The organism is Halomonas sp. NYA30 (assembly GCF_976980765.1).
The window spans coordinates 479737-493574 of the sequence record NZ_OZ334477.1 but is presented as its reverse complement, the minus strand read 5'-3'; the positions used below and the strand labels follow the sequence as shown (position 1 = coordinate 493574).

Here is a 13838-nt window from a genome sequence, read left to right as displayed (position 1 = left end):
TTGCAAATGGTTTTTTGCTGTCTAAAATGTCATTTAGGATGACATTCTGATATTTGGAATGTCTTTTAGTCACGCAGAATACCACTCCTTATGGAGGTTTTCGATGGAATCATCTTATACCTATCTCACGACCGAAGAGCTTGCCCAGCGCATCAAGTACGACTGCCGTACTATCCGACAGCAGCTAAAAGACAGCGTCCTTATCGAGGGCACCCACTACATCAAGCCATTTGGCCGACGGAAAATTTTGTTCTTGTGGGAAGCCGTTGAAAAAGAAATGCTTAAAGCCGCTCATGGCAACATTTCCATTCCGATGGCAAATGGAGGCTATAGCCATGGGTAAGGTTCGCCAACGAAAAGAGACGGGTAAGCTCTATCTGGATTTTTTCTATCAAGGCCTGCGGTTACGTGAGCAAACTGCACTGAAAGACACGCCTACTAACAGAAAAAAAGTGGAGCAGTTACTCGCAAAAGTAGAAGCAAAGATTTTGCTAGATGATCTCGACTATGCAGAGTTTTTCCCTGGCAGTAAAAATTTGCAGAAGCTGGGGTTAAATAACGCCGCTAAAAATCAATCTCTTCAACCTGCACAGATCGAGAACACTCAACCGGCTGTGGAAACACCGCTCTTCAATGATTTTTCTGATCAGTGGTTCGACGAAAGCAAAATCCAGTGGCGTGCTTCCCACGTGCGCAATGTGAGTTCGATCCTGGATAGCTCACTTAAGCCTGCTTTTGGTAAAAAAACCATCGGAGACATCACCAAGTCCGACATCATGGCGTTCCGCTCTAAGCTAGCTAAGCGCAAGGGTCGCGGTGCTACGGGGCTGGTATCGCCAAAGACGATCAACAGCCATATGTCCATTTTGCGTATGGTGCTCGATGAGGCGGCCGAGCGTTTCGATTTCGAGACGCCGTACAAAAATATCAAGCCGTTAAAGCTACAGAAGACGCACATCGAGCCGTTTTCGCTACACGAGGTGCAACGCATCATCGATAACGTCCGCCCAGACTATAGCAACTATTACACGGTGCGCTTTTTTACCGGCATGCGCACCGGTGAAGTCGATGGGTTGAAGTGGAAAAACATTGATTTTGCTAAGCGGGAAATCTTGGTACGCGAAACACTGATTAATGGCGAAACGGAATACACCAAGACTGATGGGTCACAACGGGAAATCCCCATGTTTGGTCAAGTGTATGACGCGCTAAAAACGCAGTACGCCGCCACTGGGCATATGAGTAAGTATGTGTTCTGCAATCAGTTGGGGCAGCCGCTTGATCACAATAACGTGACGAAACGTGTGTGGTATCCCTTGCTCAAGTCTCTTGGGCTGACCAAACGCCGCCCTTATCAAACACGCCATACTGCCGCGACACTCTTTTTGGCTTCTGGCGAAAATCCAGAATGGGTGGCGCGAATGCTAGGCCACAGTTCAACCGAGATGCTGTTCAAGGTCTATTCCCGTTACGTCCCCAATGCCACCCGTATGGATGGCTCTGCCTTTGAGCGTTTATTAGGCAACACCACGCCCACTAAGCCCCAGAAGGAGCAGCGTCATGAAACGGCTTGATAACGTCCCTACTCACCTATCTCGCACCTTCACGGGCACTTACCGCCTTACCGGACGTGTGGTGGAGTTTGATAACGCGAAAACGCCCTTCTTAAAGCTGCGGCTGAGCGATTGCGTGGGGGATCAAATCGCGATGCTCAACTTGAGCAAAACAACGGTACCTGAGCGCATCGGCCATCTGGACTTTGTTACCGCTTCCGGAGTGAAGTGTTTGTCAGGCCAATTCATTCTTGATGAGTTCCGCAGGGCGTCCCGGGATGAAGTGACCTGTATGGATACCCTGCAATCGTTGCCACGGGTGTACTCCCCGATGCCAGAGGTATTCGATAAGTTAGTTACGACTGTACAGTCGCTTCAATCAGAATGCCTTCGAGCTTTTTTGACGCGGGTACTGGAACGCAAGGATCGTCTTGAAGCTTTTTTGAATGCACCCGCCAGCGTCAATTATCATCATGCCTACCCGGGCGGCTTGCTAGAGCATTCGTTGAACGTCGCTAATAACGCCGTAGCAATGCTACGTCTTAACGAGCCCTCTATGTCGCGCCTGATGCAGGAAACGTGTTTTGTCGCGGGGTTATTGCATGATATTGGGAAGACCTATACCTGAATCCGTGAGACCGGATCCCTGAAACGCTTCTAACCTACTGGTCCGCATGGCAATATAGCGGATATCGCCATTCACCCAGACAGTGCCATGCCCAACGTCAAGTTCCGCGCCAGTCGCCGCACCCTCACCAGCCACGCCGGGCTGTCCATCATCGGGCAATGCTTCGAGATCGCTGGCGTCGACAGCATCGACAGCCGCTTCCCCACCACGCTGGGCATGCGCACCAGTGACGTGATCAAGAGCTACCTGGGCCTGCTGTGTCTGGGCATGAGCGACTATGACGCTGTCGAGAACTTCCGCCGCGACAAGCCCTTCCAACAACTGCTGACCCTGCAGAAGGTGCCGAGCGCGGCGACGCTGCGACAGCGGCTGGAGAAACTTGCCGCCAACGACCTGCAGGCGCGCACCGCCACCTGGTCCACGACCCTGCTGTCACTGATCGAAGCACCGATCACCGCCGAGACGACGCACGTCTGCCTGGACATCGACACCTTCGTCATGGACAACAGCAACTCGAAGAAGGAAGGCGTCTCGCGGACCTACCAGAAGGTCGATGGCTACACCCCGATCGCCGCCTATCTGGGCAACGAAGGGTGGTGCCTGGGTCTGGAACTGCGGCCTGGCAAGCAGCACACCATGAAGGAGAGCAACGCCTTCCTGGAGCGGGTACTGCCTCGCGCCCAAGGCCTGACCGAGCAACCGATCCTGTTACGCGAGGACAGCGGCTTCGACAGCCAGGCGCACCTGGCGCTTCTCGAACAGCAGCGCCAGGTCTTTGCCGACGAGGGGCGCCGGCTCGACTATGTCGTCAAATGGAACCCGCGCGGCTCGGCCACGGCCGATCAGGATACCTGGTTGGCTGTGGCGGCGGACTACTGGGAAGAGCTGCGTCCTGGCAAGCGCCAGGCGCTGTGGACGCAGACCGTCTCGATCCACGACGACAACAAGACCGAATACGTCGTCCAACGCGTGATGCGCCTGGTCGAGCGCACCGCCGATCGCGATGGCCAGTTGCTGCTCGAACCGGACTATGAGTTGGAAGGCTGGTGGACCAGCCTGGACGAGGCGCCGGAGGCGGTGATCAAACGCTACCAGGCGCATGCCACCCATGAGCAGTTTCACAGCGAGATCAAGACCGATCTCGACCTGGAGCGCTTGCCGTCCGGCAAGTTCGCCACCAACGATCTGATCCTGCATCTCGCCCAGTTGGCCTACAACATCCTGCGCCTGATGGGACAGCTGGGCATGACCGGCGAGCTGAGCCCGGTTCGCCACCCGGCCAAGCGGCGCCGGCTGCGCACCGTGCTACAAGAGTTGGTGCACCGTGCGGCTCTCGTGATTCACAAGGCTCGGCAGATCATCCTCGACTTCGGGCAGGATATCGGGCGCATGACGGTGCTCAAGACGCTGCGGAGCCGACTGCGTTATCCACGAGGAACGCCATGCTGACCGTCAATCGGCGACACTCTATCCACAAGCAGTTCCAAGCGACACGCGATCGCCAGATATGTCGTGCCTGGCGGGTGGAAAGGCATGACAAAACGGGCCGTCAGCACCGATCAGCACGGTGGGTTTTGGCAATAACGGGCTTGCGAAAGCCAACTTGCACGGGCGAATGATCAAAAAGTGCTCGCTGGCGGTGATAGGGAAAGTGTCGGCGCCGGCTTCACGGATTCAGGCTATACCTACGACTCTAAAGGCAAGCCGAATGCCGCCTGGAAGCTCTGTAGTCATGATGCCTTTACATTAGAAGCCTGCGCCTATGGGCTGGCGTATTTGGATAAGCATGCGCCTGACCTAGCTATCATGCTACGGCATGTTTGGACATGTGCTTCACCGGGTGCACGCTACGGCCAGAAAGCAGCCATAACACTCGCTCGTTATATCCGTGATGCCGACGGGCAAAGTGCAATGGCCGATAATCAAATACGAGCGTTTCGCTCCAAAAACCACTGGGGCTTCAGTCGTATTGGTCAAAATGTTTTTTGGCGGCCTGAGATACCCGCTTTACAGCCTCAATAGTGCTACATGTGGCATTACTTTTATGCCGCCAACGCCAACGCGTGGCGGCTTATATTTATCAGCAACATCTAGGGAGTCGACTCATACAGCGCGATATCAGTCGGCCAATCACCAATATTTAAAAGTGACACGCCCTTCCAACTATCCAGCATTTGCCTGACCTGGCCTTCAATCGACTGATTGAAATCAAAGCGCTTTAATCCATAGGTCTCTGAGTGACATTGCCAATAACCCATGCCCTGATCAAAAGCCAGTTTCAGCTGTTTACCCGATTCAAGCGTCAGCGTCAGTACACGTCGATGGCTGACATCGGCCAGGGAGTTACAGATATTAACCTGTGGCACAGTCCCCAAAATGGCCGATAGCCATTGCGTCAGCACTTGCTTCATATCCTGCTGATTAGTCCAGTTATCCCACAGGCGTGAACCAGAGGAGTTGTCAGGAGCCGCTACGACGTCGACAGTTACAGAGTTGACAGCATCACTCGGAATTATCTGCATAAAACCCACTAGCAACATGATTGTCCAGGGGGAACGGAGATAACGGTCTTCATAACGTATAGAAACTACTTTTTCACTTTGCAGTCGCGCCATAAATCCGGGTGCTTTTTCCGTCAGCAGTGCTTTGCAGCGTTTAGGTAATTCGGCAGTAGGGCCATTAAGCTCCTTGGTCACTTCAAGCACAGTGGCGCTACCATATATACCCAGCCAATCCTCAGTATTAACCAATGAGCATTTCCAGGCAGGCAACTGCTCTGACGCCACCCAGGTACTTGCATCATGGGCTTCCAGCCAGTTTGTATCGGGAATAACTGCTAGCTGACTATCCGTAAACAGGGTCACCATACCACCCTCTTGAGTGGTTAGCTGAACCAGGGCTGAAACACCACCAATATGGTTATCCCTGGCCTGTTGCAAAACTTGAATACCAAAGCGCGCAAAGAGCGCCAGCTCTTCCTTGATAACAGCGGGCAGATCCTGCGTTTCAAGCACAATATTAACCTTACAACCGTCAACCACTTTCCAGGCCATCAACTGACGGCGAAACTCAGGCGCCCCCAGGTCCCACTGTTCCGGGTCACCTGCTAATCGTACAGAAACTTCCCTGGCAGACCGGTTGATCCAGTAACGTATAAAGCGCCCAGGGCCATAGGGCCAGTAGCTTGCTCCGTCCAGAGCGCTGAACTGTTCCGGCAATGCAAGGTGCTGGCTAAACTGCCCTTCCTCCAGCCATTTAATTGCTAGTTGCCGGTTTAGCTGTTCAAACTCCACACGACTATCCTTGCTGGCAAGGCATGATGAGCAAGCGGTTTCACAGTCTGTCGAACACGTGAGCTTTCCGAACGCCGCTTGCAATAGTCCTATCATCTTGTGCAGGGCTGACAGCACAAAGCCCGCGCCACCGGAAACGTTATCGTAAATTTGGACGATATAGCGTTTCTCACCTGTTTCTAGGCTGCGATCAAGTCGAACGCCAAACCCCATTTCACTGCTGGCGATGCCCAATTGATCGGCTACCGCATCGCGAAGCGCAACCGCCAGCGTCATGGCAATGATACGTCCTTGTTCGCTATCAGGAATCCAGGCCCCTATTAACGGGTTTTTCAGCACCCACTCCACTACATGCGTTCTTGCCTGATAGCCTAGGTGAATATCAGGCAACACCGCTTCACCTGAACATTCTTTTTTAGGTTTACTACCCACGGCACCTCCCACAGGACGATGGAACTGATCAGGCTGCATCCCCGCTGGCAGTTCACCCTTCGACGTCATTGACTCCGCTCGTCCACAGCACATACATACCGCAAAGCCGTTGCCATTTTCGCCCCCAGAACGCACCACAATCTGCCCGTCCTCACCGAAACGTACATAGCCACAAGCAGGGTCAGGCAGTGCAATTACGGCCCCATCGACATACACCAGAGGCCGCTCTACCGGTATGAACTTTTGGGTCGATACATCATTGGTGGTCGGCTCATAGAAATCGGTGACAAACCCCATAGGCCGAAGCACTCTCTTGACCTGCGTATTCGGAATGGTTGCTTCACATTGCGAGCAGTGCAAATCATCCGAGTGAGAGTATGCATAAGCCTGGTAACCCGGCATGCCACAGTTCACGCATTGCCAACTAACATCAAACTTTTGGTTGCTGCCAGCAGATCCTTCTTGATAGGACTGCATCTTGATGCCCGCTGAACGATAGACACGACCATCAATGACAATCTGGGCGCCGGGTGCATACTCCCTGACAGCAATATCTAGCCCGCGGGATGGCTGCTCCTTGTAGGTAAAAATATTATCTTCCCGGTCTGGCTGATTATGACGAGGCTGACGCCTACTATTGAAATCCTCGGCATTGTGCGTATTCAGTGCCACCACATTGGTAGGGAATCCATACCCCGGTAGAAAGGCCTTGGTTGCCAACTCCTTGAGTAGATACTCGCCTTCATGACGGGCTTTTTCACGCTCTAGCGCCCGCTTATAGCGCTCGTCGGCCGCCCTATCAAGCCGTTGATTGATCTGCCGATATTCAGCCTGCCAGTTGCCGGCTATTGGACGAATGGCGTTCGCCGTATGATTGAGCAAGGTCTCCATGCCGATCAACTCCAGCGATGTGCGCTTTACAATACTTTTGACGCCTTGCTCAAAGGCGCTGGCATCACTGCCCAACCAGTCAATAAAGTGGTCGACCATGCCTTCTTCAACATTGAAAAACCACTGAACGATCAGCCGGGTACGATCACCTTCCACTGGCGAATAGGTTTTCAGAAAGGCCGCCAGCAGGTACGAGTTGACATGACGCTGCACCAGGGGCTGTGCATTCAGCGTGATCACCGGTGCCGGTATTGCGGTATTAAATGCCCACTTTGGATTGTTGAAAACGCGTGTATTGTGCGGGTCAGCCTTGCACAAGGTGTAGGCAATAGCCCTGGACTCGCTACGACGGCCCGCGCGCCCTGCTCGCTGCAGGTAGTTGGCAGGATGAGGCGGCACGTTATTCATCACCACTGCTGAGATTCCGCCAATATCGACGCCCATCTCCATAGTGGTCGAGCAGTTCAGAACATTGATCTTGCCGCTATGGAATAAACCCTCGTAGGTTTGCAGGCGTTCAGCTGATTGCTGGGCAGAATGCTCTGCCGTACGGTAATAAAAACCGCCTTCGACGGTGCGATCAGAAATATCGCTCCACAGGTTTTGCTGGCGAAGCTTCTGAATAACGTCATTACGAGCAACTTTTTCTCGAATGGCCAGCAAGGCACCTTCAGTTTCTCCCTGAGGTGCTAGCGACGTGAAATCAGGTAGGCTGACGGGTAGGCATTCAAGCTGTACCCGCTCTGCTTTTCTGGGGATATAGGGCGTTAGCTCCCTGAAGGTCGTATCCAACAGCCGATAGCTGATAGGACACACCCAGGCTTTTTGTGGCAATGCAAAAGTAATGATATTCCGGTTAAGAGTATAGCCGCCGCCCTGGCTTTGTAGAATCTGTAAACGCGTCAACTCTGACCACGCCGCCTTTAACCACTCATTCACTTTATCCCGGCTGATAGGGGAATCAGGATCAAGGGCAGCACCTTGTAACAATAGCTTGATCAGTCGCGATGGCGGCCTGTTACCCGGTTTGAACTGTGGCCACGATTTAACGCGTGGCGTGTCCTGGTAATCTATGTTTGGTGCTACTAATTGCTTGGGAGCAAACTTCGCACCTAGCCATTGGCGCTCATTGTCGTTGATGACAAAGTAGGTGTTTTCTCGAACGTGGAAGTCCAACGCCACCTTGAGAAAGTCCTTCCAGTCCTGCAAAGAAAGCGCCTCTTTCTCCTGAGCATTACCTGCCTTGGGCACCTGAGTTTCCGCCCAGTGACGCGGTACCGTCTGAACCTGATCCAGCCCCTGATAACCCACCTGAACCAGCGCCAGGGTTTCAGTGCTGTTCTGGTTTTTCGGTCTGCGAGCAAACTCCCTGAGCAGCAGCAAACCGGCCAATGTCAGGCTGTTTTGATTGCCGCTGAAGAACTCAGGGTTGGCATAGCGGTTGTAGTCCAGAATCGAGTGTTTGATATCGTTGGCCGCCGCCAGCTCATTGACCAGCTCATGCCAGCTCAATTGTATCTGGCGAGGAATACTGATTTTATCCTGCCTTTGCTGCACCTGATCTCGAAATGACTTGGCATCCTCAAGCATTCCGACCTTTTCAAGCCTGTCAGCGGCATCAAGGAGCATTTTATCTTCAATGCTCAACTCGCTGGTGCCCGCCGTAATATTGACTGAAGCCTGCCGGTTACGCAGCACTTCAAACACTAACCCTCTGAGTCGCGACCTTTCCGCCTCCTGCTGCATACGCACCGCCATGCGTGCTGTTCCTTGGCGGCTATCGGTAAAGGTAATCAGCTTGCGGCCTCGCCCAGGGAGACTTTCTGGTGCAACTCCCTCGGGGTCGGGGCAGAATTCCAATACTGTTGGTACTGCATTACTCACATAAAAAGGTGCGCCCAGATAGCATTTCCGCAAAAAGCTAAAACGGTGTCCTGACTCACCACACTGAGCACATGCTGACCCTGCTTCTGCGGCCTGACTGACCGTTATCACTGACAACCCGTTCAACACACCAAGCTCGGCAGATTCAAGATCCAGCGGTATGGCTTCATAACCATCGGCTGGCGCGGCCGCCAGGACGACCGCCTGCTGGTGACTGTATTGGGTATTTTCCTGCTCCGGCACCTCCTCATCCTTGTCATCCTGAAGAGAGAACTCATCGCCAGCAAAGGGGCTTGCCTGCTTCAGAATACCGCCATTATCTTCAGCCACCAGGTGTGGGGTTTTACACTCATTACAGAAAGCCACTTCGTAAACCGGCGCTGAGCATTCACAACGGGGCCGCTGGGTGACATATACCTTGCCAAACGGCCATTGCCTGAGATGCGGTGATTTAGCATTACACTTTGGATCGATACAGCTCCACAGCCCGTGCAACATTCGCTGGAACAGGTGGCAACGCAGTTTGAGAAAAGGTGGCGCATCCTCTGCAGGCGAAGTCCCCGCCATCAGATCAAGCCATTGCAACATTTCCTGCTGACGCGCGGCTGTTTGCCCGCTTTTCAGCATTGACTGAACGGCCTCAACCAGCTCATTCAGATCCAGAGGCTTTTCATTGTTCACCACCGTTTGGCGTATGCGGTAGGCCAGCGGATGATTGACCAGGGCGGCATAGCGTTCAGCAGACACCGATCTTCCCAGCTCAATCTGGAAAATTTCCTCAAAGCTACAATTCATTGGTGCCTGTGGCGTCGCAACAGGCACCTGGCGTGAACCACCGATCACTACCACCTGATCATCCGGCACCCCTGCTAGCGATGCCAAGTAAGTCTGCAGCCGTTGCGCAGCGTTTTCACCTGCAATGGTCGCGGAGGTCGCCACAAACCGAATATCACTGGCCTGCTTCCCGAAAGCCTCCACAACTCGGCGCAGCAACAGTGATAGCTCAGCTGCCTGTGAGCCTATATAGGTGTGCGCCTCATCCAGAACAATCCAGCGCAACGACTGCTGCTCTCGTGAGATCCGTAAAATCGGATCATCCACCTGCCGGACCAGCATATATTCCAACATGGTGGCATTGGTCATCAGAATGGGAGCGGGCTGTTTACGCAGTTCTTCGCGGGAAAGAATCTCGTTGACACTTATTTTCTGCTTCTTGCGAATACTGGACTCTTTTTCCTCTGTATTGCCATTATAAAGGCAGAACCGAATGCCATTCTGAAAGGGTGATGTCCAGGCATTGAGGCGCTCTCGCTGAGAGTTGATCAATGCATTCAACGGATACAGAAACAGTGCCCTTACACCCACCAAGGGGGTGCCGCTATTTTCATATTCACGCACCAGATCCTGTAGGATGGGCACCATGAAACATTCCGTCTTGCCTGACCCTGTGCCGGTCGTGATCACCGCTGACATAGGTTTATCGGCCAACAGCGTCTGCCAGCTTTCCAGCTGGTGTTGGTAGGGATTCATATCCGCGTCAAATCCGTGCCCAGTATCCGCCGTCAATGCACTGACAACCGATTCAGCCAGCAGGCTTCCCTGCAAATCAGCCAGAGTGACATCGCCTGGCCGCCAGCCAAAGGTATGTTCAAACACCGGCGGCGCCAGAAAACAGCCTTCCTCGCCCATACGATCATGCATCTGTTCGGCAAGATGGGTTCTGAGGCCAGTGTCATTAATACCCAGAATGGAGAGCGTAGCTTCACGTGAACGATTCAACGACTGATTGATCAATTCTTTGAAGTTACCACTCATAGCTCTTTCCCTTTGGCGTGAAGTAAACCGGATAAAGTGGCCGAATACACCGGCTCGTACCATCCGTTCCTGTCAAAATCAGATAACATCCGAAAACTAAAACGTAGAACGGCGTCATCCGCCGACAACTCATTTAGATCAGCCACACCCGCGGTCAGAAAAGCAGCGAACACCGGCATAAAACAAACTGAGTGCATATAGCCTGGCATCGGCAGTTCCTTTAGCCAAGCATAACCCTCCTGCTGCCGAATCCAATTTCCAAGCGGTTCACTCAGGTTGGTTGGCCATTTAGCATCTTTATTGCGGGAGCGCAGTTCACCCAACCAAATAGGTAAAATTGTCTGTAAAGGCAGTACGCTGACAGTTGCTGAATTGTCATCGCATAACGCACTTGCTAGGTCTTTGAATACAGGCACCTGAACCGCTAATAATTCCATGCGTTCGCGTACCTTGCTCTGGAGCATCTGCACTGGAATATCAAACTGTTGGGAGACCCCCTTCACATACAACTGCACAGCTTTTCGCCACTGCTCTACGGTAATTGCCTCCCAAATAACCGCTAGCTCTCGCTTTAGGCGATCGGCAAACACTGAATTTATTTCAAGCCGAAAAACAGCCAGAGCCATTGCGTGTGGGTGACGCGCCAAATGCTTCCAACTTTCAAACGCAGACAAGGGGATATTTTGATAATGCTGTTTCAGCTCAATCAGATAAAGCCAGCTATTGTGTAAGAAGTGCCCCGCCATGTCGTCAAGGACAACATCGAAGACATCAGGGCGATGTTGGGGATGATAGTAACGCGCAGCTGAATGGAGGGTTTTAATATTCTGAATGTCTTCGAGATCACAATCTGAAAAGCCAGGCACATGAATAGCTGGACGGAATGCGATAGGAGAACTCTCTTCGGGGTACAACAGCCAGGGACCATCCTTTTGAAGCTTATCCGGCAGTGCATAAAAGCCAGTGATAATGCTATTCGGTGACTGAGGTTGCATAGCTATAGGCTGATTCTCGGGGGCATGCACTTGCATCGCCATAACAGTTGTACCCTCTGAGCGATACATTAATGGCTGCGAACTGTAATCCAGAAGCTCAAAAAACTGATGAAACTCGTTGGTAAATTTAATGGTTGCATCGTAACGGTGAATATAGAATTGCCTGAGCATTTGTGAGGTTTCAATTCGGCAACGAATAGTTGCATCTTGCTCTGCACTACAACTGAGCAATGAAAGGATATCGTCGTAAAGTGAATACAAGTTTACTTGTGCCGTAGTATTGTCAACATGGTAGCTGTATTGCTTTTCCAGCTTCGTTACCTGCCCCATCAGCTCCAATGAAAGGTAAAACGTTTTTGCTCTATCGGGAGGAGGTGTAAAGGCCAATGTCATCCCCAATGTGCGCTCAAGCGTAAGCCCACGCCCCAGGAACTGTTGTCCGTCAGATTCTAATAACTGCACCCCTTCTTCAGGGTAAGGAAGACGAATGACCACACCCCCAGCAGAGATGCGAGCATCTGTAATTTCTAGCAGCACTCTATCAGGTGTTTGATTACCCGGCATTAACTGCACCGTAATCGCGCGGCCTACTTTCTGTATATTCGAGCGCAGACCATCATTTAGCACACGTACATTCAATAATTTGTCTGTACTAACTAGGATACGCGCTGGAACCTGAGATGAGGCCGGCATGGCGGCTACCGAAAAATCCCTTGGCAATACGCCCAGCTTGCGTCGAGCAATGACCCGCTGATCCGCCCCTAGAATATCTACCCTGAAACTACCCACTCGGGATGATGCACTCAAGTCTTTAACTAATTGGTCATCAACTCTAAAGGCATCCGGTTTATACCTCTCATCAACAGAGTTAATCAGTAAACACCGAGGCCAGCCCAACCAAGTAGTAACGGGTAAGGTATCGTAAGATGAAATAACACCTTGCAACTCGACCCGCTCAACCCCGGACGAATTACCGGGTTCAATCATATAGCGGGAGCCAGAATTAGAGATAGTTAGTTGCTCGTTAATACGGTGCCAAGCCCCTCCCTCGACATCGTTTATCAAAAGCTCACCACCTTGGCTATTTATGCAGGCAGGTATACGTAAAAGCACCTCAGGTGCCTTGCACTTAACCGACGCAATACCTACCAGGCGCGTGACTTCATCCTCCTCAACAAAAACAGTGGGTAATTGATTCCAATCGACTTCACTGGACTGGATTGCATGAGTATCCAACCGTTCCCCTGCACAGGAAGACACTACAAAAAGAGGCTTTTCAGGAGACTGGCGACGAAACTTTGCTACCTCTGATGGCATTTTGATAGTCAATACATCGCCTTCCAATCGCCCATAGGCAACACCCAGCTTAAGGGCTAAGCGATCGCCCTCATAAAGCGCTAACTCAACACGGCTGGTAATAATCTTGCGCGTTCCCAGTTTTATTTGAAGAGAACGGCTCAGCCAAACCTTCGCTTGTAAACGCGCCGACTCCATCGGGCCGTCAAGTTGATGCTCACAAGTAAACTGACGAGCCATTTCTTCGGTACGTTTACGCTCTTCAAGTCGGCTACCTGCATCCCTAAGCCACTCATTTACCAGAGCAAAGCCATTCTCTTCTTCCAACGGTAACGGAAATTCATCCCGCCATTGAGGCGCTTGACGATTTAGAATAGACGCAGGGTCATCCTGCTGGTCAAGCCCATACTTTTCTGCAAGCAGCATAAGGGTTTCCGCAATGCTGGCGAGCAATTGATATTTTTCATCATTCTGAAAGGATTGTGGAAAAAACTGGCCGTATTCACGGATGACCTGGACAAGATCCCGGCCATCTCGCTTGCATTCATGGTAATGCTTGAGACCTGCCTTAATCGCACGGCCAAAACCATGCTGTTCATTTTGTAGCAAACGCCATGGCAACCCTCCTTCGGCAAAGAGTGACCCCAGATAATCTGCGCCATGAGTACGATAGCGAATAGGCCGATCCCAAAAGCCTAATCCAAGCTTAACCAACTCCGTATGCTCGCTAGGCTGAAGCTTAATATCCAATTCAGCATCAAATGCTTGCCAAGACCAACTAGCTTCATACTCTCTGCGGTATTTTTCCGATACAAAAAGGCAGTAACCTGCCGCCCAATAGACTCTAGATATGGGGCTATGGCGTTCCTCATCGTTTACAGCTAACAAAGCGCCGAGGAACTGAAGTTCACTATCAGTCGTGGCATAACTATATAGAGGTAAACCATTTGGGACGGCGAGGCCTTTTCTACTCAGATATGAAGAAATCCAACCCTTTAGTTGTTTACGTAGCTCATAAACCGGCCCCATTCAACCACCCCTTTCGTTTAAT

General features: G+C 51.9%; 6 protein-coding genes. 4 read left to right on the top strand and 2 right to left on the bottom strand.

What is annotated here, in order from left to right; all coding sequences use genetic code 11:
• Positions 1-103: 103 nt before the first annotated feature.
• From ACWI0H_RS02290 to ACWI0H_RS02275, 4 genes are all read left to right on the top strand, one after another.
• Complete coding sequence (locus tag ACWI0H_RS02290) at positions 104-343, top strand: hypothetical protein (RefSeq protein WP_342583623.1); 240 nt, start codon at positions 104-106, stop codon at positions 341-343.
• Positions 336-1574, top strand: a complete 1239-nt coding sequence (locus ACWI0H_RS02285) for a tyrosine-type recombinase/integrase (RefSeq protein ID WP_485874693.1) — start codon at positions 336-338, stop codon at positions 1572-1574. Before ACWI0H_RS02290 ends, ACWI0H_RS02285 begins: the two co-directional genes overlap by 8 nt.
• Positions 1561-2181 (top strand): TraI domain-containing protein, encoded by a 621-nt coding sequence (locus ACWI0H_RS02280; protein WP_485874692.1) that lies wholly within the window; start codon positions 1561-1563, stop codon positions 2179-2181. The genes ACWI0H_RS02285 and ACWI0H_RS02280 overlap by 14 nt, the downstream gene beginning before the upstream one ends.
• 87 nt (positions 2182-2268) lie before the next feature.
• Positions 2269-3630 carry an IS1380 family transposase gene (locus ACWI0H_RS02275; protein WP_485874500.1) on the top strand — a complete coding sequence of 454 codons (1362 nt, stop codon included), beginning with the start codon at positions 2269-2271 and terminating at the stop codon, positions 3628-3630.
• A gap of 641 nt (positions 3631-4271) precedes the next feature.
• Here the strand turns inward: ACWI0H_RS02275 and ACWI0H_RS02270 are convergent.
• Together ACWI0H_RS02270 and ACWI0H_RS02265 are read right to left on the bottom strand one after the other, a co-directional pair.
• Complete coding sequence (locus tag ACWI0H_RS02270; protein ID WP_485874691.1) at positions 4272-10496, bottom strand: DEAD/DEAH box helicase; 6225 nt, start codon at positions 10494-10496, stop codon at positions 4272-4274.
• Positions 10493-13816, bottom strand: a complete 3324-nt coding sequence (locus ACWI0H_RS02265) for an STY4851/ECs_5259 family protein (protein WP_485874690.1) — start codon at positions 13814-13816, stop codon at positions 10493-10495. Before ACWI0H_RS02265 ends, ACWI0H_RS02270 begins: the two co-directional genes overlap by 4 nt.
• Positions 13817-13838: the final 22 nt, after the last annotated feature.

What these genes read in the sequence shown, in the direction of transcription:
- ACWI0H_RS02290 (WP_342583623.1), top strand. Translation starts at nt 104, where the DNA reads ATGGAATCATCTTATACCTATCTCACGACCGAAGAGCTTGCCCAGCGC.
- ACWI0H_RS02285 (WP_485874693.1), top strand. Translation starts at nt 336, where the DNA reads ATGGGTAAGGTTCGCCAACGAAAAGAGACGGGTAAGCTCTATCTGGAT.
- ACWI0H_RS02280 (WP_485874692.1), top strand. Translation starts at nt 1,561, where the DNA reads ATGAAACGGCTTGATAACGTCCCTACTCACCTATCTCGCACCTTCACG.
- ACWI0H_RS02275 (WP_485874500.1), top strand. Translation starts at nt 2,269, where the DNA reads ATGCCCAACGTCAAGTTCCGCGCCAGTCGCCGCACCCTCACCAGCCAC.
- ACWI0H_RS02270 (WP_485874691.1), bottom strand. Translation starts at nt 10,496, where the DNA reads ATGAGTGGTAACTTCAAAGAATTGATCAATCAGTCGTTGAATCGTTCA.
- ACWI0H_RS02265 (WP_485874690.1), bottom strand. Translation starts at nt 13,816, where the DNA reads ATGGGGCCGGTTTATGAGCTACGTAAACAACTAAAGGGTTGGATTTCT.